Raw genomic sequence first — 26,974 nt, forward strand, 5'->3', positions numbered from 1 at the left:
TCCATGGCCGGCGCATCACGCCGCCGCGCACTCGATCACCGGTTCGCAGCGAATCGGGAAGTTGACGGAGTTTGCGATATAGCACTTCGCGTGCGCGTCATGATGCAGACGTTCTGCCCGCTCGCGATCGTCGCCGGCCAGGATCGTCACGTGCGGGCGCAACACGATTTCGGTGAAATGCCCCGGCTCGGTGCCGTCGAACATCGTGCCTTCCGCATGGTCGACATACGCGAGCACGCGAATGCCGGCATCGGAACACAGATGCAGATACCAGAGCTTGTGGCACGCCGATGCCGACGCCAGCAGCAGGTCTTCGGGGTTCCAGCGCGCGGCGTCGCCGCGGAACGCCGCGTCCGACGAACCGGGGATGTCCGGCTTGGTGCCGGACCGGATCACATGCTCGCGGCCGTACTCGCGATACCCCGACGTGCCCGTTCCCCGATTGCCGGTCCATTCCACTGCAACACGATACGTATGCTCGCCATGCGCCATCTCGCTCTCCATTGATATCGGTTTCGTCGACCGGGCCGGATGCCGTTTCACTGAGCCAGCCTGTCGCCGTCATTGTGGCACCGGATACGCGTTTGGTATACCATTATTCCAAAATGAGGAACACGCAGACATGGAAGCCAAACTCGATTCCACGGCGGACGCGGTAGCCGCATCGCTGCGGGACATGATCATCAACGGCGAGCTGGAAGCCGGCGAGCGACTCGTCGAACGCGATCTCGCCGACCGGTTCGGGATCAGCCGGATTCCGATGCGCGAGGCCATCCAGCGCCTGGAGCGCGAAGGCCTGCTGGATATCTTCAAGAATCGCGGCGCCATCGTGCGCATGCTGACCGCGTCGGACGTGCGGGAAATCTACGATTTGCGCGCGCTGCTCGAAGGCGACGCGATCTACCGGAGCGTGAAGCGGCTCGACGACGAGACGCTGGCGCGCGCCGAACTCGTCCATCGCCTGCTCGGCGACGCAACCGCGCCGCGCCGGCAGGGAGAGCTGAACCGCGAATTCCACGCATTGCTGTATTCGTGCTGCGGCAACGCGCGGCAGTTGAAGGCGATCGCCGAGCTGCGCAGCCAGGTCGAGCGTTACGAGCGCCTGCAAACCACGTTGCTCGCGGATACGCCGTCGTTCCAGGTCGAGCACGAAGCCATCCTGCAAGCATGTCGCGAACCCAATGCGCGCGCCGCGCGGTCGATGACGGTCGCGCATCTCGAGTCGGCGAGGAGCATCGTCATGCGGCTCGTCGAAGGCGCGTGAGGCCGGTACGGCCCATGCAGTTCGCTACGCTTCCCCGCTACGCCTTTTTCGAATAAGCGCTGCACCAGCCTTTCGCGTTGACCTGCTTGCCGCTGAAAATGGTGCACGGCGCCATCGCGGCACCTTGCTTGCCCTGGAAGAACTGGCAACTCGCACAAGCCTGACCCGCCTGAAAACCCGGAAACTTCGCATGGTCGACGCGGCTTGCGTCCGTCCTGTAACCGAGGGCCTGCGCGTTGGCATCGGATTCCTGCACGGCACCGGCCTCGGCCGCCGCCGCGCGGCGTCCGAATGCCAGCGAGGACGCCAGCGCGGTGGTCACTGCGATAAAACGTCGGCGTGCGAATTTCATGACGTCCTCCTGAGATCTGCGCAAACGGATCAGTGAAAGAAGAGTTCCCGCATGCCGAACGTGTGATGCGCTTCGGCAGCCATCAGCACCATGAGCACCAGCAGGCACAGGGGCGGTATCAGGATCGCGTACACGAGCGCGAGCCGCTCCCACATCATGTGCATGAAGATCGACACGATCAGCCCGGCCTTGGCGATCATCAGCACGACGATCAGCACCCAGCGCAACAGGCCCTGCACGCGGAAGTAATCCACCATGTACGACATCGTGCTCAGCACGAACAGCAGCCCCCAGATCTTCAGGTAAAGGCTGACCGGATGCTGCTGGCCGTGTGCGGCGCCGGGTCGATCGGCGGGATCGGTGGAGTCCATGTCCTGCCTCACCACAAATAGAACAACGCGAAGATGAACACCCACACCAGGTCGACGAAGTGCCAGTACAAGCCGGCAATCTCGACGATCTGGAAATTGCCGTGCTCGGCGAACCCCGGCTGCAGGATCTTGCGTGCGGTCAACAGCAGGTAGATCACGCCACAGGTCACGTGAAAGCCGTGGAACCCCGTGATCGTGAAGAAGCACGCGCCGAACTGCGCGGCGCCCAGCGGGTTGCCCCATGGGCGGACACCTTCATGGACGATCAGCTTCGTCCATTCGAAGGCCTGCATCGACACGAAGGTCGCGCCCAGCAGCGCGGTCGCCAGCAACAGCGCGGCGGCACGCGTGGCGTTGCGCCGGTAGCCGAAATTGACGGCCATCGCCATGGTGCCGCTGCTGGTGATCAGCGTGAACGTCATGATCGCGATCAGCAGCAAGGGCACCTCCACGCCGCCCACATCGAGCCCGAACACACGGGAAGGGTCCGGCCACGGCGCCGTGGTCGACATGCGCACCGTCATGTAGCCGATCAGGAAGCTGCTGAACACGAAGGTGTCCGACAGCAGGAAGATCCACATCATCGCCTTGCCCCACGGCACCTTGAAGGCCTGGCGGTCGGCCGACCAGTCCGTGACGATGCCGCGCCAGCCGTCCGGCCCGGCGTCGGCAGGCGTGGTGCCCGCGGATTCGGGGGGGAGCGTGGGCGCGGTCATGGCGCGGCTCCATACAGCGGCCCGCAGATCGCGGCGACGATCCCGGGCGTGATCCACCACATCGCCGCCAGCAGCACGAGCCAGACAGCCAGCAGGAAATGCCAGTAGATCGCGCACAGCGCGACGGCACGTCGAGCCCGGAGCGGATCGGCGCGCTGCAGCAGCGCGATCGTCACGGCCCAGGCCACCAGCCCGCCCAGCACGTGCAACCCGTGCAGGCCGGTGAGCAGGTAGAGGAAGCTGTCGGAAGGATTGACGGCGACGGTCTGCCCGGCCGCCGACAACGCGCGCCAGGCGGTCAGTTGCCCGATCACGAACACGGCCGCCAGCACGCCGCCGCCCACCAGCCACGCCGCGCGATGCACGGTCATCTGCCGGGCGCGCTGCATGGCGAGACTCGCCAGCGCCAGCGCGCCGGTGTTCCACCAGAGCAGCGCCGGATGCGGGATCGGCTGCCAGTCGGGTTCGCGCATGCGCATGACATACGCGAGCAGCAGCAGCGAAAACAAGGTCGTCACCACCGCCATGAAGACGAGCAGGCCGACGCGGCCCGCATTCGGCGACACGGGCGGCGCGCCGGGAACGAACGGGCGTGGCAGCGTGGTCATTCGCGCGCCTCGCCGGGGTGCAGCGTCGGGCGGGCCGTTTCGGGCGCCGTCTCGGGCGGCTGGTTTTGCGGGATGAAATCTTCCTCGTGCCCCGGCGGGCTGTATTCGTACGCCCAGCGGTAGACGACGGGCGCCTCGGCGCCCCAGTTGCCGTGCGCCGGCGGCGTTTGCGGCGTCTGCCATTCCAGCGTGGTCGCCCGCCACGGGTTGCCGTCGGCACGCTTGCCGTGCGCGAGGCTCCAGGCGAGGTTGAACAGGAACAGCAACTGCGCCGCCGCAACGATCAGCGCCACGACGGTGATGAACGTGTTGAGCGTCTGCGCCGAATGCGGAATGAAGCTGTAGCCTTCATACGCGTAATACCGCCGCGGCATGCCCAGGATACCGAGATAGTGCATCGGGAAGTAGATCGCATAGGTGCCGACGAAGGTGATCCAGAAGTGCGCGCGCCCGAGCGTGTCGTCGAGCATGCGGCCCGTCACCTTCGGATACCAGTGGTAGATGCCGCCGAACACCACCAGGATCGGCGACACGGCCATCACCATATGGAAGTGCGCGACCACGAAGTACGTATTCGACAGCGGAATGTCCACGCTCACGTTGCCGAGGTAGAGCCCGGTCAGCCCGCCCAGCACGAAGGTGCTGATGAAGCCGATGGCGAACAGCATCGGCACGGTCAGGTGGATATCGCCGCGCCACAGCGTCAGCACCCAGTTGTAGACCTTGAGCGCGGTCGGGACGGCGATGATGAGCGTGGTGGTGGCGAAGAAGAAGCCGAAGTACGGGTTCATGCCGGCGATGAACATGTGGTGCGCCCAGACCACGAAGCTCAGCACGCCGATGACGATGATGGCCCACACCATCATCCTGTAGCCGAAGATGTTCTTGCGCGCGTGCGTGCTGATGAGGTCGGACACGATGCCGAAGGCCGGCAGCGCGACGATGTAGACCTCCGGGTGCCCGAAGAACCAGAACAGGTGCTGGAACAGCAGCGGGCTGCCGCCCGCGTGCTTGAGCGTCTGCCCCATCGACACCACGGCCGGCATGAAGAAGCTGGTGCCGAGCGTCCTGTCGAGCAGCATCATCACCGCCGACACGAACAGCGCCGGAAACGCCAGCAGCGCCAGGATGGTCGCGATGAAGATGCCCCACACGGTGAGCGGCATGCGCATGAGCGTCATGCCGCGGGCGCGTGCCTGCAGCGTGGTGGTGACGTAATTCAGGCCGCCCATCGTGGCCGCGACGATGAAGATCGCCAGCGACACCAGCATCAGCACGATGCCCCATTCCACGCCCGGCGTGCCCGGCAGGATGGCCTGCGGCGGATACAGCGTCCAGCCCGCGCCGGTCGGGCCGCCCGGCACGAAGAAGCTGGACACCAGCACCAGCACGGCCAGCAGGTAGACCCAGTAGCTCAGCATGTTGAGGAACGGGAACACCATGTCGCGCGCGCCCAGCATCAGCGGGATCAGGTAGTTGCCGAAGCCGCCCAGGAACAGCGCCGTCAGCAGGTAGATCACCATGATCATCCCGTGCATGGTGACGAACTGGTAGTAGTGGCTGGCGTCGATGAAAGCGAACTTGCCCGGAAAGCCGAGCTGCAACCGCATCAGGTCCGACAACACGAGACCGACCAGCCCGATCGCGATGGCCGTCAGCGAATACTGCACGGCGATGACCTTGTGGTCCTGGCTCCAGACATAGCGGGTCCAGAAGCTTTGCGGGAGATGGTCGGTGGGCGCGTAGGGCATGGCGTCTGCTCCGCTAGGGATTCGTCGCGCTGGCGGCCGGAGCGCCCAGCGATTCGATGTAGGCCACCAGTGCGCTCAACTCCTGCTCGCTCAGGTCGAAGGTGGGCATGATGGGCGAGAAGCCCTTCACGACGCGGGCCTTCGGGTCGCGGATGAAGGCGCGCAGATAGGCTTCGTCCACCTTCGCGGTGCTGCCGTCGGCCATCGTTTCGGTCTTGCCGTACAGGCCTTTCCAGGGGGGGCCCACGCGCGGGCTGCCGTCCACGGTATGGCAGGCGGCGCAGCCCTTGGCCGCCGCGAGCGCGCGGCCCTGGTCGGCCAGCGCCTGGGCGCTGCCGCCGGCAACGGCGGCGGCAGCCTGCACCCTGGCCTGCTGCCGCTGCGCGAACGTGCTCTGCTGCGCCAGCCAGCGCGAGAACGATGCTTCGTCTTCCACCACGACCACGCCGCGCATGCTCGAGTGCCCGATACCGCAAAGCTGCGCGCACAGGATGTCGTAACGCCCGGCCTTGGTCGGTGTGAACCAGAAGGTGGTCACCATGCCGGGCACCATGTTCATGCGCGCACGGAACGGCGGGACATAGAAGTCGTGCAGCACGTCGCGCGACCGTGCGAGGACCTGGATCGGGCGGTTGAGCGGCAGGTGCACCTCGGGCGTCTCGATCAGGTAGTTGTCGCGGCCGTTGGGGTCGCCGGGGTTCAGGCCGAACGGGTTGTCGTTGCTGATGTAGCGCACGTCCGTCGTGCCCAGCTTGCCGCCCGGGCCGGCAAAGCGGAAACGCCATTGCCATTGCTGGCCGAGCACTTCCATCTGCAGCACGTTGCGCGGCGGCCGGATGTAGTCCGCGTAGACGAAAAGCCCCGGCGCCAGCAACGCTGCCACGCCGACCGAGGTCAGGCCGATCAGCCACCATTCCAGCCGCTTGTTGTGCGGCTCGTAAGCGGCACGATGCCCGCTGCGGTGGCGATAGCGCAGCAGTGCGATCACGATGAACAGGTTGATTGCGATGAAGAGCGCGCCGGTGATGACGAGCGTGATCGTCAGCATGTCGTCCATGCGCACCCAGTTCGACGCGATCGGCGTGATCCACCAGGGACTGGCAAAGTGAAACCCCACCGCCAATAGGATGATCAGGATCAGGGCAATCGCAAGGGCCATAAGCCGCCTCGCCGCGCGTCACTCGCCGGAGCCGCTGACACTGCGCTCCAGGCGTCGTCGTGCCGCCTTGCCATACGTCGTACGGTTTGCGCCGGAAGTCGGCCAGGACCGGCTCGCCGGGCGTTGCAGGCAGCTCTAAAGAAAAGGTAGTCCTCTCCTCTGCATCGTGCAAGCCAGTGCAATCGCGAAGCGCGCGCGATGGAGGCAGCGCGCGAATCGCGCCGTCGCGTGGCCGCGATGCCATGCAAAAACGCCGCCTCCGGCATGGGTCGTCGAGGCGGCCGTCGCGGGGTGTTCAGGGTCTGTTCAGGAGTGCGACCTTCCAGGCCGAACACGCGAACAGCCCCTGTCGACGCGGCGAACAAGCCGGCGTGTCAGCGCATCGCGTCCTGCTTGCGCCGTTCGAGCATGCCGTAAGCGACCGCGGTGACCACACCGAACAGCAGGTTTGCCAGTAATGGCCCGGAACCGCGCTCCGAGACGAACCACGGGAACACGGCGGTCATCACATGGAAATTCCACCCATACGCGACGATCCCGAACGCCAGCCCGATCACGGCCTCCATGCCCACACTCGAATCGAAGCGGAACGGCGCCATGATCGCGGCAAGCATCATCCCCATGATCGCGCCCAGCACGTAGTGCAGGATCAACGCCGTCCCGACGATGCCAACACTGAAAACCGACATCTGTTCGAGCGCGCCGCGGCCCAGCACCATCGCCGCGATCTTGTGGGTCGGTTGCCACGGGCTTTCATCGAGCACCAGGGTCGACCAGAAGAATTCGAGCACGATCACCAGCGCGCCACCCGCCAGACCGGCTACGGCAGCGGCGAGCCAGTCGGGCGTACGCCGTTGCCAATGGTGTGATTGAATGTTCAGTTCCATACGACCTCCTTGCCGACATCAACTTCAGCACTCGGGTTCAGCAGGCGCCATGACACGACACGCGGCGCCGGTGCGTGCGCGGACGATGCGGCGACGCCCGGGTCGGCCCGCATCGAGACGCAGCAGAATGTCGTTGTGGTCGCGGCCATGCGGCCGCGCGCCCGGCGATACGCATCGACGGGTTCTCTCGACGGCGCCGGCGGGTGCCGGCGCGACATGGAGCGGAGATCGTGGCGCCGCGCGGTCAGGGGCGTCCGATCAATGCCACGCTGGCCGGAAGCCAGCACGATCCATGTAGAGACCGCCTCGGGTGTCGGGTAGGCCGGTTGTCGATTCTCAGGGGAAGATCGGCGTCGTAGGCTCGCCGCCCTCCAGGTCCGCCCTCGGAAAATGCTGGGCGACCATCTGCTCGATTTCCTCCTCTCGCAATGGCGGCACGTCGGCCATGATCAGGATCTGGCCTTCCCGTATGGCGTCACGAAATCGCTTGAGCCGCGCGTTCGGCTCGGCGATGCCGATCATCCCGGCCGTCCACGCGCCGAAGCCCGCTCCCGCCAACGTCAATCCGACGACGGCGCCGCCCGCAATCACGAGTTCCGCCGGGGGGAACACCAGCGCGACGAGGCCGATAAGCGCACCCGTCGCGCCGCCGAGTGCGACGCCGCGCTCGAGCGCGTGAACGACATCGCTGCTTTGCAGCAAGGATGCTTCGGGCAACTGATCGAGCGTGACACTGTGATCGGCGATAACGTGGATATGACGCCAGATGATGCGTGCGCGCAGCAAATCATCGACGATCGCTTTCGCCATCTGCGTATCGGGTACGAGGAAATAAAGACGTCTCATGTTGCCCCCCCTTTTTGCTGTCGACTCACCTTCAGCGGAGCATTTATCCATTTTATGTCAGCATCGGCGACGCAGTATGTGCGAGCTTGGCGCCGCATGCCCCGGCTCGTTACCTGCTGCAGCGGGTGCATGCCACGATCGGGCACCCCGGGTCGCCCCTACGGCGATCGTTGCTTCCGTGCCCGCTGCGAATCGCAGGCACTCACGTCCATCCTTCGAGCCGCAGCGTCGAACGCACGAGCCGCTGTTCCTCCTGCTCGATTTCGCGCAGATAGTCGACGCACTGGCGGATATGTTCGCTCGCGGCCTTGCGCGCCTGGTCGGGCAGCCGCCCCGTGACAGCGTTGTAGAGCCGCGCATGCTGGCGGTCGATCTGCTTCTTCAGCGGTTCGCGGTGATAGAGATTGTTCACCGACGCGAACACCGAACTGAGCAGCAGGTCGGTGAGCGATTGCAGCGTATTGACGAGCACCGGGTTGTGCGACGCCTCGCAGATCGCGAGATGGAACGCGTGGTCGAGCTTCGCGCGCGCGGCGGGGTCGAGATCCTGCGCATCGGCGGCCGTCATTTCGTCGTAGCGGCGCCTGATCAGGATGAAATCGGCCGGCGTGCCGCGCAGCGCGGCCAGCCGCGCGGCCTCGGCCTCGAGCATCCCGCGCACCTCGAACAGGTCGTACAGCGTGCGCGGCTGCGAACCGAGCAGATGCATCATCGGCGTGATTTCGCGCTGCGGGGTCAGGCTCGCGACGAACGAGCCCTTGCCGTGCGTCGTGTCGATGATCCCGCGCGCGTGCAGCAGTTTCATGCCTTCGCGCACGGCCGTGCGCGACACGCCGAGCTTCTCGGTCAGCCGCCGTTCGGACGGCAGCGCTTGCCCGGCCTTCAGCACACCGTCGACGATCAGCTTCTCGATGCGCTCGGCGACCACATCGGCCACGCGCCGCGCCGGCTCCTTCCGATCCTGCATTTCCATACTGGTATGACCACTTTTGGCGAATAGCAGAAATTTTCGCACAAACCCTTGTCTGCATTGGATTTTGTGGATGATGACGAGGCATACAAATGATGCATTCGCAAAAACTGGTATGACCACATAGAAGACGTCTGGACACGCGCGTCCGGTCCGCCAAGAATCCCCGTCCATCCGGCGTGTCGCGCCTCACGCGACCGCCCGCATGGTGGAGACGGAGACAGACCGATGAGTTTCATCTACGACGAACGGATCGACGGCCCGCTGGCGACCGTCGATCGCCCCACGCTCGTCGCCGCACTGCTCGCGGCGGCGCCCGGCCTCGACGTGCTGCACGAACGCGAGGCGCTCAAGCCGTTCGAATGCGACGGCCTCGCCGCGTACCGCACGGTGCCGCTCGCGGTCGTGCTGCCCGACACGATCGAGCAGGTACGCGCGGTGCTGCGCGTCGCAGCCGCGCACCGCGTGCCGGTGGTCGCGCGCGGCGCGGGCACGGGGCTGTCGGGCGGCGCGATGCCGCTCGAAAAAGGCATCCTGCTCGTGATGGCGAAATTCAACCGGATTCTCGACATCGACCCCGACGCCGGCATCGCGCGCGTGCAGCCCGGCGTGCGCAACCTCGCGATCTCGCAGGCGGCCGCGCCGTACGGCCTCTACTACGCGCCCGATCCGTCGTCGCAGATCGCATGCTCGATCGGCGGCAACGTCGCCGAAAACGCGGGCGGCGTGCACTGCCTGAAATACGGGCTCACGGTGCACAACATCCTGAAGGTCGAGATCCTGACGATCGACGGCGACACGCTCACGCTCGGCGCCGACGCGCTCGACGCGCCCGGCTTCGACCTGCTCGCGCTGTTCACCGGCTCCGAAGGCATGCTCGGCATCGTCACCGAAGTGACCGTGAAGCTGCTGCCGAAGCCGTCGAGCGTGAAGGTGCTGATGGCGAGCTTCGACGACGTCGCCGAGGCCGGCGCGGCGGTCGCGCGGATCATCGGCGCGGGCGTGATTCCGGGCGGCCTCGAGATGATGGACAACCTCGCGATCCGCGCCGCCGAAGACTTCATCCACGCGGGCTACCCGGTCGACGCGCAGGCGATCCTGCTGTGCGAGCTCGACGGTGCGGCGAGCGACGTCGACGAGGACGCCGAACGCGTCGCCGCGCTACTGCGCGACGCGGGCGCGACCGGGATCCGCGTCGCGCGCGACGAGGCCGAGCGCCAGCGCTTCTGGGCCGGCCGCAAGAACGCGTTCCCGGCGGTCGGCCGCATGTCGCCCGACTACTACTGCATGGACGGCACGATCCCGCGCCGCGAGCTGCCGCGCGTGCTCGAAGGCATCGCGGCGCTGTCCGCCGAATACGGGCTGCCGGTCGCGAACGTGTTCCACGCGGGCGACGGCAACATGCACCCGCTGATCCTGTTCGACGCGAACCGGCCCGGCGAGCTCGACCGCGCGGAAGCGCTCGGCGGCAAGATCCTCGAACTGTGCGTCGCGGCCGGGGGCAGCATCACTGGTGAGCACGGCGTCGGGCGCGAGAAGATCAACCAGATGTGCGTGCAGTTCAACGCCGACGAAATCACGTTCTTCCACGCGGTGAAGGCCGCGTTCGATCCGCAGGGTCTGCTCAATCCCGGCAAGAACATCCCGACGCTGCACCGCTGCGCCGAATTCGGCGCGATGCACGTCCATCACGGCAAGCTGCCGTTTCCCGAACTGGAGCGCTTCTGATGCGACGCGAAATCGAATCGATCGACGACAGCGCGGCGCTCGTCGCGCAGGTCGACGCCGCGATCCGCGAGCGCCAGCCGCTGCACATCCGCGGCGCCGGCACGAAGGCGTTTCTCGGCCGCCCCGTCGAAGGCCGCACGCTCGACGTGCGCACGCATCGCGGCATCGTCGCGTACGACCCGACCGAGCTCGTCGTCACCGCGCGCGCAGGCACGCCGCTCGCCGAACTCGAAGCGATGCTCGACGCGGCCGGCCAGATGCTGCCGTGCGAACCGCCGTCGTTCGGCGGCGCGGCGACGGTCGGCGGGATGTTCGCGGCGGCGCTGTCGGGACCGCGCCGCCCATGGGCCGGCGCGGTGCGCGACTTCGTGCTCGGCTGCCGCGTGATCACCGGCCACGCGAAGCACCTGCGCTTCGGCGGCGAAGTGATGAAGAACGTCGCGGGCTACGACGTGTCGCGGCTGCTCGCGGGCAGCTTCGGCTGCCTCGGCGTCGTGACCGAGGTATCGCTGAAGGTGCTGCCGAAGCCGCGCGCAACGTGCGATCTCGCATTGCCGCTCGCTGCGGCCGACGCCGTGCCGCGCGTCGCCGCGTGGCGGCGCGCGGGGCTGCCGCTCGCGGGCGCGTGCCATGCGGATGGCGTGCTGCGCGTGCGGATCGAAGGCGGAGAGGGCTCGGTGAAGGCCGCGCGCGACACGATCGGCGGCGATCCGATGGGCGGCGCCGACGACGCGTTCTGGGCACGGCTGCGCGATCTCGCGCTGCCGTTCTTCGACGATCCGCGCCCGCTGTGGCGTGTGTCGGTGCCGGCCGCCGCGCCGCTCGACGCATTGCCCGGCGCACTGCTCGCCGACTGGGGCGGCGCCCAGCGCTGGCTGAAGAGCGACGCCGCGCCGGCCGACGTGCAGCGGCTCGCCGCGCAATGGGGCGGCCACGCGACCTGCTTCACGCCGGGCACGACTCACGAGCCGTTCCAGCCGCTGCCGCCCGCGCTGCTGCGCGTGCACCGACAGCTCAAGGCGCAGCTCGATCCGCACGCGATCTTCAATCCCGGCCGCCTCTACGCCGATTTCTGACCTTCGACGCAACCCGCCGATGCAAACCAATCTCAGCGAAGCAAGCAAGGCCCTCGCCCGGGCCGACGAAGCGGAAGCGATCCTGCGCGCATGCGTGCACTGCGGCTTCTGCAATGCGACCTGCCCGACCTACCAGGTGCTCGGCAACGAGCTCGACGGGCCGCGCGGACGCATCTACCTGATCAAGCAACTGCTCGAAGGCGAGCCGTGCGGCGAGCGCACGCAGCAGCATCTCGACCGCTGCCTGACGTGCCGCAACTGCGAGACGACCTGCCCGTCCGGCGTGCGGTATCACACGCTGCTCGACATCGGCCGCGCGGAAGCCGAGAAGCGCGTGCAACGGCCCGCGCGCGAGCGCCTGCTGCGCGCGGGGCTGCGCCATGTCGTGCCGCGCCCGGCGACGTTCGCCGCGCTGCTGAAGGCCGGCCGCGCGCTGCGCCCGCTGCTGCCCGGCGCGCTGCAGGACAAGATTCCGGCCGCCGCTCCCGCCGCCGCGCCGCGCCCGGCCGTGCGGCACGCGCGGCGCGTACTGATGCTCGAAGGGTGCGTGCAGCCGTCGCTGTCGCCGAACACCAACGCGGCCGCCGCGCGCGTGCTCGACCGGCTCGGCATCAGCGTGAGCCCGGCGCGCGAAGCCGGCTGCTGCGGCGCGACCGAATACCACCTGAACGCGCAGGACGCGGGCCTCGCCCGCGCGCGCCGCAACATCGACGCGTGGTGGCCCGCGATCGAGGCCGGCGCCGAAGCGATCGTGCTGACCGCGAGCGGCTGCGGCGCGTTCGTCAAGGAATACGGCGACCTGCTGCGCTCCGACCCCGCCTATGCTGAGAAGGCGCGGCGTGTCAGCGCGCTCGCGCGCGACCTCGTCGAGGTGATCGCGGCCGAACCGCTCGACGCGCTGGCCAATGCGACGCCGCGCCGCGTCGCGGTCCACTGCCCGTGCACGCTGCAGCATGCGCAGCGGCTCGGCGGCGCGGTCGACAGCATCCTGACGCGGCTCGGCTTCGATCTGACGAATGTCGCCGACGGTCATCTGTGCTGCGGCTCGGCCGGCACGTACTCGCTGACGCAGCCCGAACTCGCGACCCGGCTGCGCGACAACAAACTCGATGCGCTCGAAGCCGCGCGGCCGGACCTGATTGTCACGGCCAACGTCGGCTGCCAGACTCACCTGAACGGCGCGGGCCGCACGCCCGTGCGTCACTGGATCGAACTCGTCGACAACCGACTCGTCAACTGACCGCTGACTCCGGAGAAATCCCATGCAAACGAAACCCGAACTCGAACTCGCCGATGCCGACCGCATGCTCGCCGCCGCCCGCGCGGAAGCGGAACGCCACGGCTGGGCCGTGTCGATCGCCGTCGTCGACGATGGCGGCCACCTGCTCGCGTTCGCGCGGCTGGACGGCGCCTCGCCGGCCAGCGCAGCCATCTCGCAGGACAAGGCGCGCGCGGCGGCGCTCGGCCGTCGCGAGACGAAGGCGTATGAGGATATGATCAACGGTGGCCGCACCGCGTTTCTCAGCGCGCCGCTGACGGGTTTGCTCGAAGGCGGCGTGCCGGTCACGGTCGGCGGCCGGATCGCGGGCGCGATCGGCGTGTCTGGCGTAAAGTCCGAGCAGGATGCGCAGATCGCCCGCGCCGGCACACAAAGCGTCGCGACATAACCAGCCAAGTCGCGCGCGCATTTTCCCCGGGAGGATTAACGATGATCGACCAAGCAGGACTGCAAGTCGCGCCAGCGCTGAGCCAGTTCATTGAAAACGAAGCGCTGCCGGGCACCGGCATCGACAAGGCCGCGTTCTGGAGCGGTTTCTCGGCCCTGGTGCACGACCTGGCGCCGCGCAACCGCGAGCTGCTCGCGGAACGCGACCGCCTGCAGCAGGAACTCGACACCTGGCACCGCGCGCACCCCGGCCCCGTGCACGATCACGCCGCGTATCGCGCGTTCCTCGAAAAGATCGGCTACCTCGTGCCGGTTCCGTCGAACGTCGCGGCAGCCACCGCGAACGTCGACAGCGAGATCGCCACGCAGGCCGGCCCGCAGCTCGTCGTGCCGCTGTCGAACGCGCGCTATGCGCTGAACGCCGCGAACGCGCGCTGGGGCAGCCTGTACGACGCGCTGTACGGCACCGACGCGCTGCCCGAAGACGGCGGCGCCGAACGCACCTCGGCCTACAACCCGACGCGCGGCCAGCGCGTGATCGACTACGCGCGCAACGTGCTCGACAACGCGGCGCCGCTCGCGAGCGGCTCGCATCGCGACGTGCTGCGCTACCGCGTGCAGGACGGCCAGCTCGCCGCCGAAACCGCCAAGGGCGTCGTGCACCTCGCGCAGCCGGCGCAGTTCGTCGGCTACCAGGGCGCGGCCGACGCGCCGTCCGCCATTCTGCTGAAGCACAACGGCCTGCACCTCGAGATCCAGATCGACGGCTCGACGCCGATCGGCCGCGCCGATCTCGCGAACGTGAAGGACGTCGTGCTCGAAGCCGCGGTCAGCACGATCATCGACTGCGAGGATTCGGTCGCGGCGGTCGACGCCGACGATAAAGTCCAGCTCTACCGCAACTGGCTCGGCCTGATGCAGGGCACGCTCGTCGAGGAAGTCGCGAAGGGCGGCAAGTCCTTCACGCGCCGCCTGAACGCCGATCGCGAATACACGGCGCCCGGCGGCGGCACGCTGTCGCTGCACGGCCGCTCGCTGCTGTTCGTGCGCAACGTCGGCCACCTGATGACCAACGGCGCGGTGCTCGACCGCGACGGCAACGAGATTCCGGAAGGCATTCTCGACGGCGTCGTCACGACGCTGTGCGCGCTGCACGACCTGAAGGCGAAGCGCAATTCGCGCACCGGCTCGATCTACATCGTGAAGCCGAAGATGCACGGCCCGGTCGAAGTCGCGTTCGCCGATACGCTGTTCGCGCGCATCGAGGATCTGTACGGCCTGCCGCGCAACACGCTGAAGATGGGCATCATGGATGAAGAACGCCGCACGAGCGTGAACCTCGCCGCGTGCATCGCGGCGGCGGCCGCGCGCGTCGCGTTCATCAACACCGGCTTCCTCGACCGCACCGGCGACGAGATGCACACCGCGATGGAAGCGGGCCCGATGATCCGCAAGGGCGACATGAAGTCGTCGGCCTGGATCACGTCGTACGAACGCAACAACGTGCTCGCGGGCCTGTCGGCCGGCCTGCGCGGCCGCGCGCAGATCGGCAAGGGCATGTGGGCGATGCCGGACCTGATGCACGCGATGCTCGAACAGAAGATCGCGCATCCGCGCGCCGGCGCGAACACCGCGTGGGTGCCGTCGCCGACCGCCGCGACGCTGCACGCGCTGCACTACCATCTGGTCGACGTGCAGGCCGTCCAGCAGGAACTCGAAAAGACGCCGTACGCGAGCGAGCGCGACGCGCTGCTCGAAGGCCTGCTGACCGTGCCGGTCGTCGAGCACGCCGAATGGAGCGAGGAAGAGATCCTGCGCGAAGTCGAGAACAACGCGCAGGGCATCCTCGGCTACGTCGTGCGCTGGGTCGAACAGGGCGTCGGCTGCTCGAAGGTGCCGGACATTCACGACGTCGGCCTGATGGAAGACCGCGCGACGCTGCGCATTTCGAGCCAGCACATCGCGAACTGGCTGCGCCACGGCGTGATCACCGAGGCATTCGTGCTCGACGTGTTCAAGCGGATGGCGCGCGTCGTCGACCAGCAGAACGCCGGCGACCCGAACTATCGCCCGATGGCGCCCGGCTACGACCAGTCGACCGCGTTCAAGGCCGCGTGCGCGCTCGCGCTGCAGGGCACGTCGCAGCCGAGCGGCTATACCGAGCCGCTGCTGCACCAGTTCCGGCTCGCGTTCAAGGCGCAACAGCGCGGCGCGTGAGGCACGCGCATGCGGGCCTGACCCGCATGCCAGCCTGACGAAACGGGCGGCCCTCGCGGCCGCCCGTTTTCATATTCGCGTTCACACGGCCGTTGAAATCGTCCGCTGAAACCGATAATCGGTACATATCACGCGCATTCAGGTTTCGCGCGCACCCGCCGTTAAATCAGCGGAATCGCCGGCCATGCGCGGCGCGGATGCGTCTGCCATACCGCAAAGCCTTGCACCGCAACGCTTTGCCCAATATTTGCAAGCCCGGGATTTCACTGTAATTTGATCCGGATCAACGGGTCGCAACATTTTCCGCGCACGCGAACGCGCGCGTTATACTCCGTTGAATCCGCGCTGCCCGATTCGTCGGATCGTCGAATCGCGACAGAGGTTGCCGGTGAATGGATGATTTACTGGTTTATCTGGCCGCGATTTCCGATAATCGGTGTCCATTTTCTCCGCAGTGCGGAAAAGAGGCGCCGGAAGGGCCACACCGGATCGCCGCCGACACGTCATACGAACAATCGCATCGGCCCGCTGTCCGGCGGCGATGCCCATCGATCCACGGACCATGGCAGAAACCGACTACGCAATGCCCAGCGAATCCGGCCTGACCAGCCGTGTCGCCGCTCATTTGCGCCGGTTCCTGTTGCCGCACCTGATCTTCTATACGGGGCTGCTGATCGCGCTGCTCCTGCTGCTCCTGTGCGGGATCGTGCTGTACGAAGGCCGCATCGACGCGCGCGACCGCTCGCGCACGATGCAGCAAAACCTCGCGCTGATGGCCTCGTGGGACATCGAGCGCAACATCGAGATCTATTCGCTGTCGCTTGAGGCCGTCGTCGAAGGCGAGAACGACCCCGCGGTGGTCGCGCTGCCGATGTCGCTGCGCCGCCAGGTGCTGTTCGACCGCGCGACGACGGCGAAATACCTCGGCGGCATCTACGTGCTCGACGCCAAGGGCGACATCGCGGTCGACGGCAAGAGCGACGTGCCGCGCAAGGCCAATTTCGGCAACGAGCCGTATTTCACCGTCCACCGCGACCACCCCGACGTCGGCCTGTACGTCAGCGACCCGTATCACTCGCGGCTGCGCGGCGGCTCGCCGAGCATCGCGCTCAGCCGGCGGATCACGCGGCCCGACGGCTCGTTCGGCGGCGTCGCGGTGATGTCGATCCGGCTCGAATATTTCCAGAACCTGTTCTCGCGGCTGTCGCTCGGCGATCGCGGCTCGATCGCGCTGATCAACACGAACGGCCTGATGGTCGCGCGCGAGCCGTACGACCCGAAGATCGTCGGCCGCAACATCAGCCGCGCCAGCACGTTCCGGCAGTTCATGACCGCCAGCGAAGGCAGCTTCGCCGACACCGCGTCGATCGACGGCGTGCGGCGCCTGTACGTGTTCCGGCACCTCGAACAGTTGCCGCTCATCATCATGGTCGCGCGCTCGGAAGCGGACACCTACGCCGCGTGGTACGACCGCGCGATCCCGATCGGCTCCGCGATGGCCGCGCTCGCGATCGGCTTCGTCGGCCTGTCGCTGCTGCTCGACGTGCAGTTGCGCAAACGCCACCGCGCGGAAACCGAGCTGCAGGCGCTCGCGCGCACCGACGGCCTGACGGGCCTCGACAACCGCCGGATGCTCGACGTCACGCTCGCGCGCGAATGGCGCCGCGCCGCGCGCTCGCAGCACGCGCTGTCGCTGCTGTTCATCGACGTCGATTACTTCAAGCGCTACAACGACACGCAGGGCCACCAGGCCGGCGACGACGCGCTCGCCGCGGTCGGCCACTGCATCGCCGGCTGCCTGCGCCGCCCGGCCGACTATGCGGCGCGCTACGGCGGCGAGGAGTTCGTCGTCGTGCTGCCCGACGTCGACACGGAAGGCGCGGTGACGATCGCCGAGACGATCCGCACGGGCATTCTCGATCTCGGCATCCGGCACGACGCCGGCTCGTCCGGCCGCCTGACGGTCAGCATCGGCGTGACGACCAGCTACCCCGAACACGACGACGACATGCAGGCCGCGCTGAAGCTCGCCGACGATGCGCTGTATCGCGCGAAGGAAGGCGGGCGCAACCGCATCGTCGTGGAGACGGCCGCCGCCGGCGGTCCCGCCGCGCGGCGCGCCTGAGCGGCAGCGGGGCGGCCGCCCGGCCGCTCGCGGGCAAAATCGCCGACAATGTCGGCTCCATACGCCACTGCGGCCACTGCGGCCACTGCGGCCACCGCGCCGCCGCGCGGCTGACGCGCCCGGCCGGCCCGCACCGGTGCGCGGCCGTTTCACACCACCATGAGACTCAAGGCAAAGATCTTCCTTCTGGCCATCGTGCCGTTCCTGCTCGCGATCGCCGGCATCGGCTTCGGCGTGCGCCAGCAGGCGACGTCGCTCGCGCGCACGCAGCACGCGACGATCCAGGCCGCCTACCTGTCGAGCAAGGAAGTCGAGCTGAAGCACTACGTCGAGCTCGCGACGAGCGCGATCATGCCGCTCTACGACGCGAGCGGCCGCAATGCGCGCGACGAAGCGATGCTGCGCACGCAGGCGCTCGCGATGCTGCAGAAGATGGATTTCGGGCCGGACGGCTATTTCTTCGTCTACGACCTGCACGGCAATTCGCTGATGCATCCGCGCGAGCCCGAGCGCGTCGGCCACAACTACTGGTCGATGCGCGACCCGCAGGGCGCGCTGACGATCCAGAAGCTGATCGGCGCGGCGTCGAACGGCGGCGGCTACGTGCGCTACGCGTGGCAGCGGCCGTCGACGGGCCGCGTCGCGCCGAAGCTCGGCTACGTCGTCGCGCTCGAGCGCTGGGGCTGGATGGTCGGCACGGGCATCTATCTCGACGACGTCGACACCGCGCTGCAGCGCATCGACGCGCGCGCGTCCGCGAACATCGAGCGCACGATGAGCTGGCTCACCGCGATCGCGCTCACCGGCGCGGCGGCGATCGCCGTGTGCGCGCTGGTGTTGAACGTCAGCGAGTCGCGCAGCGCCGACGCGAAGCTCAAGCAGCTTGCGCAGCGCGTGGTCGAATCGCAGGAGCACGAGCGCGCGCGGCTGTCGCGCGAGCTGCATGACGGGATCAGCCAGATGATGGTGTCCGCGAAGCTGATGCTCGAATCCGCGCTCGCGCGCTTCGAGCGCGGCGCGGCGCGCGTGCCCGAGGCCGAGCAGGCGCTCACGTCCGGCGTCGGGCGGCTCGGCGACACGCTGCGCGAAGTGCGGCGCATCTCGCATGCGCTGCGTCCCGCGATGCTCGACGATCTCGGCCTCGCGGCCGCGCTCGAGCAGCTCGTCCGCGAGTTCGGCGCCGAAAGCGGCATCGACATCGGCTATACGCAGGTCGCGCACAGCGGCACGCGGCCGCTGCCCGCGGCCATCAACACCGCGCTGTTCCGGATCGCCCAGGAGGCGCTCAGCAACATCGTGCATCATGCGCAGGCGTCGCGCGCGGCCGTCACGCTGGACGTCGGCGCACAATCCGTCACGCTGACCATCGCCGACAACGGCTGCGGCTTCGACGCCGAGCGCTTGCAGGCCGACGCGCACCGCGGCATCGGCCTGCGCAACATGCGCGAGCGTCTCGACGCGCTCGGCGGCATGCTGACGATCACGTCGCAGGTCGGCCACACGATCGTGGCCGCGCGCGTGCCGCTGCGCCGCGACGCCTGACGACGCACCCCATCACAGGAGACCTTTCGCATGAGCGCCCCCGACACCGCCCGGCCCGCCGCCCGACTGCTGCTCGTCGACGATCACCCGCTCGTGCGCGACGGCCTGCGGATGCGGCTCGAAGCGGCCGATCTGTCCGTGGTCGGCGAGGCCGGCAACGCCGACGAAGCGCTCGCGCTCGCCGCGTCGCTCGAACCCGATCTCGCGCTGATGGACGTCGGCATGAACGGGATGAACGGCATCACGCTCGCCGGTGTATTCCACGAGCGCTTTCCGGGCATCCGCGTGCTGATGCTGTCGATGCACGACAACATCGAATACGTGACGCAGGCCGTGCGCGCCGGCGCGAGCGGCTACCTGCTGAAGGATTCGCCCGCGAGCGAGATCGTCCGCGCGATCGGCGCGGTGCTGGCCGGCCAGACGTTCTTCAGCGAAGGGCTCGCCGCGCGGATGATCCACGCGAGCGCGACCGCGTCGCCGCTCGATCGCCTGACGCCGCGCGAACGCGACATCCTCGACGCGCTGGCCGAAGGACTGTCGAGCAAGCAGATCGCGCAGCAGACGGCGCTGTCGGTGCGCACGGTGGAGACGCACCGGCTCAACCTGAAACGCAAGCTCGAGATCGAAGGACAGGCCGAACTGATCAAGTTCGCGGTCGAGCATCGGCGGCGGTAGGGTGGCGGTAACGCGGTCGCCCCGTCACCGCTGCCTCCGGCGAAAACGGAATACGCGGCGCGCACGCATGCCGAGTCACTCCGGCCGCGAAGACGTCACGCACGACATTGCTGCGCTCGCCGGGCGCTTCCCCTTTTCACGCCGCACCATCAACATCACCGCAACCGACACGCTCAGGATTCCGGAGCATCCCGTCGCGATCGAAAACCCGTGCGCCATCGCATCCCGATACGCACCGAGCATCTCCGGCCGGCCCGCCGCGAATACATGCTCCATCACGGCCTGGCGCGCAAGCGCCGCCGCATCGACGCTGCCGGCCGCCTGCAGCGCGCCCGTCATCCGATACACGGCGCCGACGCTCATCATGCTGCCGAGCACGGCGATGCCCATGCTCATCCCGGTCTGGCGCAGCGCGTTCATCGTCGCCGACGCCATGCCCGCGCGTTCGGCCGGCGCGAGCTCCATCACGCTCATGCCGGTCGCAGGCACCGCGAGCCCCGTGCCGACTCCGAGCACGGCCAACGCGAGGCCGACCGCCACGTAAGGCGTTCCCGCGCCGAAGCCGGCCATGACCGCGAGCATCGCGCCGATCAGGCCGTATCCGGCGATCATCAGCGTGTGCAACGGAACGCGCGCCGCGATGCGCCCGAACAGCATCGACGTGATCGCCATCATCACGAACTGCGGCATCAGTTGCCAGCCAGCCGCGGCCGGTGCGAGACCCTGCGCCTGCTGCAAGAACAGCGACAGGAAAAACAGGCTGCTGTACCCCGAAAAACCGAGCACGAACGACGCGAGATTGGCGCGCACCAGCCGCCGGTCGCCAAACAGCCAGACCGGCAGCAGCGGCCGCTCGACGCGCATTTCGACGCGCACGAACATGGCGAACGCCACCGCGGCGCCCGCCAGCGGCGCAAGCACCTTCGCATGCAACGCGCCGCCTTCGCCGATGCCGATCAGCCCGTACGTGAGCAACCCGAGCCAGACCACGCTCAGCGCCTGTCCGAGCGGATCGAACGCCGCATGCTGCGGATGCCGGCGCTCCGGAATGCCCCATGCGCCGAGCAACACGGCCGCGACGCCGATCGGCACGTTGACGAGGAAGATGTTCTGCCATCCGCCATGCTCGACGAGCAGGCCACCCAGCAGCGGCCCGAGGATCAGCGCAAGCGCGCTGAACGCGGACCATCCGCCAATTACGCGAGCGCGTTCGCGCGCATCGGGAAACGCATGCGTGAGGATCGGCATCGCGCCGGGAATCAGCAGCGCGCCGGCGAGCCCCTGGATCGCGCGCCCGGCCAGCAGCGGCCCGAGGCTGCCCGCACCCGCGCAGACCAGCGAGCCGGCCGTGAACAGGATCACGCTGGCGAGCCACACGCGCTTGTGGCCGTAACGATCGCCGAGCGGCCCGGCCGACAGCATGAACGCGGACAACGCGAGTGCATACGCGTTGACGACCCACTGCAGGCCGCCGATGTCGGTATCGAGCGCCGTCTGCAGCGTCGGCAATGCGACGTTGACGATGCTGATGTCGAGCGTGGCGAGAAAGGTGCCGAGACAGGCGGCCAGGACGAGTGCGGCGCGGCGGTAGCGATCCATGACGGTCGGCCCTCGACGGGCATATCGATGAGAATGATTCTCATCTTATATATCGACTGACCGTCGGTCAATGGATTGCATTGGCTGCAAACAGGGTGCTGGCCTAAACTGCGGGCTTTGCACGAACGGGCGTCGAGCCGCGCGATGACGGACAGGATCAGGACGAGGACAGTGAAAGACGATGCGCCGGCAGCCAGGCTGCCGCGCACGAAGCCGGCGGAAGTCCGCCTCGAGGAACTGATGGCGGCGGCCGAAGCGCTGTTCCTCGAACAAGGCTTCGAAGCGACGACCATCAGCGAGATCGTCGAGCGCGCGCAGGTCGCAAAGGGCACGTTCTATCACTATTTCGAATCGAAGGCCGAGATGCTCGATGCGCTCGCGCAGCGCTATACGTCGTCGTTCCTGGACCGGCTTCAGCAGGCCGTGGATGCATGCGATGCCCACGACTGGCTCGGCCGCCTGCGCGCGTGGATCCGCACGAACATCGAGACCTACGCGGCAACCTATCGCACGCACGACATCGTCTACGCGAACCATCATCACCACGATCGCGGGAATGCCGACAAGAACGCGATCCTCGTGCAGCTCGGCGCCATTCTCGACGGCGGCATGCAGGCCGGCACCTGGCGCATCGCGCACCCGCAGGTCACCGCATTGCTGATCTATGCGGGCGTGCACGGCGCGACCGATCACATCATCGCGGCGCCGGAGACGGATCGCGCCGCGTTCGTCGACGCCGTCGTCGCCGATTGCCTGCGGATGCTCGGCGTCGGCGAATGACGCGCGGCCGGCCGGAATGAAAAAGGGCGCCCGAGGGCGCCCTTTGTGCATCCGGATTCCGGACCGCGCAGCGGCGATCAGTTCGTCCGCGAATTGTGCTTCTGCAGATACGCGATCAACCCGTCGATCCCGCCCGACGCGAGCTGGCTCTTGAACTGGCCCTGGTAGACCTGGATCAGCCACGCGCCCGACATGTCGATGTCGTAGATCTTCCAGTCGTTGCCGACCTTGCCGAGCCGATAGCCGACCGACTGGCTGTCGCCCGGCGTCGTCACCGTCGACTGCACGAGCGCATCGGCGCCCGACGCGCCGCCGGCCTTGAACGAGAACTTCGCGTCCTGGCTGCCGAGCTGCGCGAGCGATGCGGCGTAGGTGCGCGTCATCAGCAGCTTGAACTGCTTGTACAGCTCCTGCTGCTGTTGCGGCGTCGCCTGCTTCCATGCATCGCCGACCGCGATGCGGGTCGTGCGCTCGAAGTTGGTCGCCGGCAGGAAGCGCTGCTCGACCACCTGCGTGACCTTCGCCATGTCGCCGCCGCGCGCGGCCGGATCGGCCTTCATCGCGGTGACGGTGCCCTCGACCGCATTGCGGACGATGTCGACCGGGGCGCTCTGCGCGAAAGCGGAAACCGACACGGCGGCGGCCGCGACGAAAGCAAACAGATGACGTTTCATACGGATATCGCACTCGATGAGAAAAAACGGCCGGCTCTTTGCATCGGCCGGTGCGGCAAAGTATACCGGGCCTGACGCCCGGGTGCCGCACCGTGACCGACTGTTACCTTTCGGCCGCATTTGTCACAGGCCCGGGCGGCGGCGCCACGACGCGACCCGGCGTCGATTATGTAAATATCCCCTTACAAAACGACGGGCCGCCGGTATCGATTCCGCCGCCGCGAACAAAGCTCCTTCCCGCTCCGAACCCCCCAACGTCACGACCGTCGCCACGCCGCGCCGGTATACTTGGCTACTTTGCCCTAGCCAGCCGCTCCCCACCGCCACATGGTGACATCTCTCATCATCCGACTCGTTGCATGGTCGGTGCGCCGCCCCGTCTGGGTCGTCGTCCTGTCGCTCGTCATCGCCGCCGTCAGCGGCGTCTACGTCGCGCAGCATTTCAAGATCAACACCGACATCAGCAAGCTCGTCGATGCGGAACCGCAATGGGCCGCGCTCGGCCAGGCTGTCGACAAGGCGTTCCCGCAACGCAACGGCACGATCCTCGCGGTCGTCGAAGCGCCCGCCCCCGAATTCGCGAATGCCGCCGCGCATGCGCTGACCGAAGCGCTGCAGAAGCAGGCCGACGCCGGCCGCATCGGCCAGGTCGCCGAGCCCGGCGGCGGCCCGTTCTTCGAGCACAACGGGCTGCTGTTCCTGTCGCCGCAGGAAGTCTCCGATACGACGTCGCAGCTTGCGAGCGCGCGCCCGCTCGTCAACGAGCTCGCGAAGAACCCGAGCCTGACCGGGCTCGCCACCACGCTCGCCACCACGCTCGGCCAGCCGCTGCTGACCGGCCAGGTGAAACTGCCCGCGATGGCGAAGCTGCTCGCGCGCAGCGCCGCGACGGTCGACGACGTGCTCGCCGGCAAGCCGGCCGCGTTCTCGTGGCGCGCGCTGGTCGACAGCGATGCCGCGCGGCAGCCCGCGCGCGCGTTCGTCACCGTGCAGCCCGTGGTCAACTACGGCGCGCTGAAGGCCGGCGCGGAAACGAGCCAGGTGATCCGCGACGCGGCCCGCTCGCTCGACCTCGAAAAGCGTTACGGCGCAGCCGTGCGCCTGACCGGCGAACAGCCGCTCGCCGACGACGAATTCGCATCGGTCGAAGATGGCGCGGCGCTGAACGGCGCGCTCACGCTGCTCGCCGTGCTCGTGATCCTGTGGCTCGCGCTGCGCTCGAAGCGGATGATCGGCTCGGTGCTCGTCACGCTGTTCGTCGGCCTCGTCGTGACCGCCGCGCTCGGCCTCGCGATGGTCGGTTCGCTGAACATGATCTCGGTCGCGTTCATGGTGCTGTTCGTCGGTCTCGGCGTCGATTTCTCGATCCAGTACGGCGTGAAGTATCGCGAGGAACGTTTCCGCGACCCGCGCATCGATCACGCGCTGATCGGCGCCGCGCACTCGATGGGCATGCCGCTCGCGCTCGCCACCGCGGCCGTCGCGGCGAGCTTCTTCTCGTTCATCCCCACGGCTTATCGCGGCGTGTCCGAGCTCGGCCTGATCGCGGGCGTCGGGATGTTCGTCGCGCTGCTGACCACGCTCACGCTGCTACCCGCGCTGCTGCGCCTGTTCGCGCCGCCGGGCGAATCGAAGACGCCGGGCTTCCCGTGGCTCGCGCCGGTCGACGATTTCCTCGATCGCCATCGCAAACCGATCCTGATCGGCACGCTCGTGGTCGTGATCGGCGCGCTGCCGCTGCTCGCGTTCCTGCGCTTCGACTTCAATCCGCTGCACCTGAAGGACCCGCACAGCGAATCGATGGCGACGCTGCTTGCGCTGAAGGATTCGCCCGAAGCGGCCGTCAACGACGTCACGCTGCTCGCGCCATCGCTCGCGGATGCCGACGCGGCCGCGAAGCGCCTCGATGCGCTGCCCGAAGTCGGCCGTACGACCACGCTGTCGACCTTCATCCCCGCCGACCAGCCGGCCAAGCGCGCGGCGATCGCCGCGGCCGCGAGCGACCTGCTGCCCGCGCTGACGCAGCCGGCCGCGCCGCCCGCGACCGACGCGCAGCGCGTCGCCGCGCTCAAGCGCGTGTCGGACCTGCTCGGCTACGCAGCCGAAGATCACCCGGGCCCGGGCGCGGCGGCCGCGCAGCATCTGTCCGCATCGCTCGCGAAGCTCGCCGCCGCCGACAGCGCGACGCGCGACCGCGCCGAGCGCGCGTTCTCCGACACGCTGCGCATCGCGCTGAACCAGCTCGCGGCGCTGCTGCAGCCGCAGGACATCACGCGCGAATCGCTGCCGCCGCAACTCGTGCGCGACTGGATCGCGCCGGACGGCCACGCGCTCGTGCAGATTTCGCCGAAGGTGCCGAAGGGCGTCGATCCGAACGACGACACGATGCTGCGCCATTTCGCGAAGTCCGTGAAAGCCGCGGAACCGGGCGCGACCGGCGGCCCGATCTCGATCCTGCATTCGGCCGACACGATCATCAACGCGTTCCTGCATGCGGCACTGTGGTCGATCATCTCGATCACGATCCTGCTGTGGGTCACGCTGCGCCGCTTCGGCGACGTACTGCGCACGCTGGTGCCGCTGCTCGTGTCGGGCGTCGTGACGCTCGAGATGTGCGTCGTGCTCGGCATGCCGCTCAACTTCGCGAACATCATCGCGCTGCCGCTGATGCTCGGCGTCGGCGTCGCGTTCAAGGTGTATTTCGTGATGGCGTGGCGGGCGGGGCAGACGGGCCTGCTGCATTCGAGCCTCACGCACGCGGTGCTGTTCAGCGCCGCGACGACGGCAACGGCATTCGGCAGCCTGTGGCTGTCGCACCACCCGGGCACGTCGAGCATGGGCAAGCTGCTCGCGCTGGCACTCACCTGCACGCTGATCGGCGCCGTGGTGTTCCAGCCCGTCCTGATGGGCAAACCGCGCGTCAAACGCGCCAAGAACCAAACGCAAGGAATCAATGAATAAGGTGCGAATCATGGCGGCGACCGTCGCCGCCAGCGCGATGCTGACCGGCTGCGCGACGGGACCGAACCGCAATCCCGACGACCCGCTCGAGCCGATGAACCGGACGATGTACAAGATCAACGACGCCGTCGATTCGAACATCGCCGTGCCGATCGCGAAGGGTTACCAGAAGATCACGCCGACACCGGTACGCACCGCGATCAGCAACTTCTTCTCGAACCTCGGCGATCTCGGCAACATGGCGAACAACCTGCTGCAGTTGCGCATCACCGATGCGACGCAGGATCTGATGCGCGTGACGATGAACTCGCTGTTCGGCGTCGCCGGCCTGATCGACATCGCGACGCCGGCCGGGCTGCCGAAGCATCACCAGGATTTCGGGCTGACGCTCGCGCGCTGGGGCATGCCGTCCGGCCCGTACCTCGTGCTGCCGGTGTTCGGGCCGAGCACGGTCCGCGACGGCGTCGGCCGCGCGGTGGACGTGCGCTTCAACCTGCTCAACTACATCGAGCCGGCCGCGCGCAACCCGATGTACATCGCGCAGTTCATCAGCGCGCGTTCGGACCTGCTCGGCGCGACCGACCTGCTGAAGCAGGCCGCGCTCGATCCGTATTCGTTCGTGCGCGACGCGTACCTGCAGCAGCGCAAGTCGCTGACGTATCGCAGCCAGTCGTCGTCGGCCGCGCTGCCGACCTACAACGAGCCGGGTGAACCGGGCGCCGCGCCGGCCGCGACGCCGGCCGTGCCGGGGCTGCCGAACTACGAGGATCCGGGCGAGTCGGGCGGCGCATCGGGCGCCACGCCGAACAACGCGCCGGCCGCGCCGGGGTTGCCGCAGTACGACGATCCGGGTGCGGACAATGCGATGCCCGCGAGTGCGCCAGCTGCCGCGCCGGTGGCGGCATCGGCCAGCTCGACGCCGGCCACGCCGGCCGCACCTGCGAGCGCGCCGGCCGCGCAGTAACGCTGCCATGCCGTAACGGCGAGCACCGCAAAGACAAAGAGCG

Annotated in this window: 24 protein-coding genes; 12 read left to right on the top strand and 12 right to left on the bottom strand. The window is 67.9% G+C overall.

Features of this window, described 5'->3' with window-relative positions:
* Positions 1-15: 15 nt before the first annotated feature.
* Positions 16-492 (bottom strand): OsmC family protein, encoded by a 477-nt coding sequence (locus tag BBJ41_RS27805; RefSeq protein WP_069750403.1) that lies wholly within the window; start codon positions 490-492, stop codon positions 16-18.
* A gap of 130 nt (positions 493-622) precedes the next feature.
* On the opposite strand from BBJ41_RS27805, the gene BBJ41_RS27810 reads away from it, so the two are divergent.
* Entirely contained in the window at positions 623-1,264 is a 642-nt protein-coding gene (locus BBJ41_RS27810; RefSeq protein ID WP_069749415.1) for a GntR family transcriptional regulator, read from the top strand.
* Between the two features lie 37 nt (positions 1,265-1,301).
* Here BBJ41_RS27810 and BBJ41_RS27815 read toward each other — a convergent pair whose 3' ends face one another.
* The 9 genes from BBJ41_RS27815 to glcC all read right to left on the bottom strand — a co-directional run bounded on the left by BBJ41_RS27815 (position 1,302) and on the right by glcC (position 8,927).
* Entirely contained in the window at positions 1,302-1,616 is a 315-nt protein-coding gene (locus tag BBJ41_RS27815; RefSeq protein WP_069749416.1) for a high-potential iron-sulfur protein, read from the bottom strand.
* A 29-nt stretch (positions 1,617-1,645) separates the two neighbouring features.
* Entirely contained in the window at positions 1,646-1,987 is a 342-nt protein-coding gene (locus BBJ41_RS27820; RefSeq protein WP_069749417.1) for a cytochrome C oxidase subunit IV family protein, read from the bottom strand.
* 8 nt (positions 1,988-1,995) lie between these two features.
* Positions 1,996-2,703 (bottom strand): heme-copper oxidase subunit III family protein, encoded by a 708-nt coding sequence (locus BBJ41_RS27825; RefSeq protein WP_069749418.1) that lies wholly within the window; start codon positions 2,701-2,703, stop codon positions 1,996-1,998.
* Complete coding sequence (locus BBJ41_RS27830) at positions 2,700-3,311, bottom strand: cytochrome c oxidase subunit 3 (RefSeq protein ID WP_069749419.1); 612 nt, start codon at positions 3,309-3,311, stop codon at positions 2,700-2,702. Before BBJ41_RS27830 ends, BBJ41_RS27825 begins: the two co-directional genes overlap by 4 nt.
* Entirely contained in the window at positions 3,308-5,062 is a 1,755-nt protein-coding gene (gene ctaD, locus BBJ41_RS27835; protein WP_069749420.1) for a cytochrome c oxidase subunit I, read from the bottom strand. Before ctaD ends, BBJ41_RS27830 begins: the two co-directional genes overlap by 4 nt.
* Before the next feature lie 13 nt (positions 5,063-5,075).
* Positions 5,076-6,221 carry a cytochrome c oxidase subunit II gene (locus BBJ41_RS27840; RefSeq protein ID WP_069749421.1) on the bottom strand — a complete coding sequence of 382 codons (1,146 nt, stop codon included), beginning with the start codon at positions 6,219-6,221 and terminating at the stop codon, positions 5,076-5,078.
* 374 nt (positions 6,222-6,595) lie between these two features.
* Positions 6,596-7,108 carry a hypothetical protein gene (locus tag BBJ41_RS27845; RefSeq protein WP_069749422.1) on the bottom strand — a complete coding sequence of 171 codons (513 nt, stop codon included), beginning with the start codon at positions 7,106-7,108 and terminating at the stop codon, positions 6,596-6,598.
* Between the two features lie 336 nt (positions 7,109-7,444).
* Entirely contained in the window at positions 7,445-7,954 is a 510-nt protein-coding gene (locus BBJ41_RS27850) for a DUF1269 domain-containing protein (protein WP_069749423.1), read from the bottom strand.
* A 202-nt stretch (positions 7,955-8,156) separates the two neighbouring features.
* A complete protein-coding gene (gene glcC, locus BBJ41_RS27855; RefSeq protein WP_069749424.1) occupies positions 8,157-8,927 on the bottom strand; it encodes a transcriptional regulator GlcC in 771 nt (256 codons plus the stop codon).
* Between the two features lie 225 nt (positions 8,928-9,152).
* On the opposite strand from glcC, the gene glcD reads away from it, so the two are divergent.
* The 8 genes from glcD (at position 9,153) to BBJ41_RS27895 (ending at position 19,953) form a co-directional block, all read left to right on the top strand.
* On the top strand, positions 9,153-10,652 hold the full coding sequence (glcD, locus tag BBJ41_RS27860; RefSeq protein ID WP_069749425.1) for a glycolate oxidase subunit GlcD: 1,500 nt from the start codon (positions 9,153-9,155) through the stop codon (positions 10,650-10,652).
* Entirely contained in the window at positions 10,652-11,728 is a 1,077-nt protein-coding gene (gene glcE / locus BBJ41_RS27865; RefSeq protein ID WP_069749426.1) for a glycolate oxidase subunit GlcE, read from the top strand. The genes glcD and glcE overlap by 1 nt, the downstream gene beginning before the upstream one ends.
* Before the next feature lie 19 nt (positions 11,729-11,747).
* Positions 11,748-12,968 (top strand): glycolate oxidase subunit GlcF, encoded by a 1,221-nt coding sequence (gene glcF / locus BBJ41_RS27870; RefSeq protein ID WP_069749427.1) that lies wholly within the window; start codon positions 11,748-11,750, stop codon positions 12,966-12,968.
* A 22-nt stretch (positions 12,969-12,990) separates the two neighbouring features.
* Complete coding sequence (locus BBJ41_RS27875) at positions 12,991-13,395, top strand: GlcG/HbpS family heme-binding protein (RefSeq protein ID WP_069749428.1); 405 nt, start codon at positions 12,991-12,993, stop codon at positions 13,393-13,395.
* A 41-nt stretch (positions 13,396-13,436) separates the two neighbouring features.
* On the top strand, positions 13,437-15,611 hold the full coding sequence (locus tag BBJ41_RS27880; protein ID WP_069749429.1) for a malate synthase G: 2,175 nt from the start codon (positions 13,437-13,439) through the stop codon (positions 15,609-15,611).
* Positions 15,612-16,173: 562 nt separating this feature from the next.
* Positions 16,174-17,736 (top strand): sensor domain-containing diguanylate cyclase, encoded by a 1,563-nt coding sequence (locus tag BBJ41_RS27885; protein WP_069749430.1) that lies wholly within the window; start codon positions 16,174-16,176, stop codon positions 17,734-17,736.
* A gap of 159 nt (positions 17,737-17,895) precedes the next feature.
* On the top strand, positions 17,896-19,278 hold the full coding sequence (locus tag BBJ41_RS27890) for a cache domain-containing protein (protein WP_069749431.1): 1,383 nt from the start codon (positions 17,896-17,898) through the stop codon (positions 19,276-19,278).
* A gap of 30 nt (positions 19,279-19,308) precedes the next feature.
* Positions 19,309-19,953 (top strand): response regulator, encoded by a 645-nt coding sequence (locus tag BBJ41_RS27895; protein WP_069749432.1) that lies wholly within the window; start codon positions 19,309-19,311, stop codon positions 19,951-19,953.
* Between the two features lie 75 nt (positions 19,954-20,028).
* Here the strand turns inward: BBJ41_RS27895 and BBJ41_RS27900 are convergent, their stop codons facing one another.
* Positions 20,029-21,552 carry an MFS transporter gene (locus tag BBJ41_RS27900; RefSeq protein ID WP_069749433.1) on the bottom strand — a complete coding sequence of 508 codons (1,524 nt, stop codon included), beginning with the start codon at positions 21,550-21,552 and terminating at the stop codon, positions 20,029-20,031.
* Positions 21,553-21,696: 144 nt separating this feature from the next.
* Here BBJ41_RS27900 and BBJ41_RS27905 point away from each other — a divergent pair, with 144 nt between their 5' ends.
* Positions 21,697-22,332 (top strand): TetR/AcrR family transcriptional regulator, encoded by a 636-nt coding sequence (locus BBJ41_RS27905; protein ID WP_069749434.1) that lies wholly within the window; start codon positions 21,697-21,699, stop codon positions 22,330-22,332.
* A gap of 77 nt (positions 22,333-22,409) precedes the next feature.
* Here BBJ41_RS27905 and BBJ41_RS27910 read toward each other — a convergent pair whose 3' ends face one another.
* Positions 22,410-23,006, bottom strand: coding sequence for an MlaC/ttg2D family ABC transporter substrate-binding protein (locus BBJ41_RS27910; protein WP_011353639.1), 597 nt, complete (start codon positions 23,004-23,006; stop codon positions 22,410-22,412).
* A 327-nt stretch (positions 23,007-23,333) separates the two neighbouring features.
* On the opposite strand from BBJ41_RS27910, the gene hpnN reads away from it, so the two are divergent.
* Positions 23,334-25,967 (top strand): hopanoid transporter HpnN, encoded by a 2,634-nt coding sequence (gene hpnN, locus BBJ41_RS27915; protein ID WP_069749435.1) that lies wholly within the window; start codon positions 23,334-23,336, stop codon positions 25,965-25,967.
* Positions 25,960-26,931, top strand: coding sequence for an MlaA family lipoprotein (locus tag BBJ41_RS27920; RefSeq protein ID WP_069749436.1), 972 nt, complete (start codon positions 25,960-25,962; stop codon positions 26,929-26,931). Before hpnN ends, BBJ41_RS27920 begins: the two co-directional genes overlap by 8 nt.
* Positions 26,932-26,974 lie beyond the last annotated feature (43 nt).

Source organism: Burkholderia stabilis, assembly GCF_001742165.1.
Classification (GTDB): Bacteria; Pseudomonadota; Gammaproteobacteria; order Burkholderiales; family Burkholderiaceae; genus Burkholderia; species Burkholderia stabilis.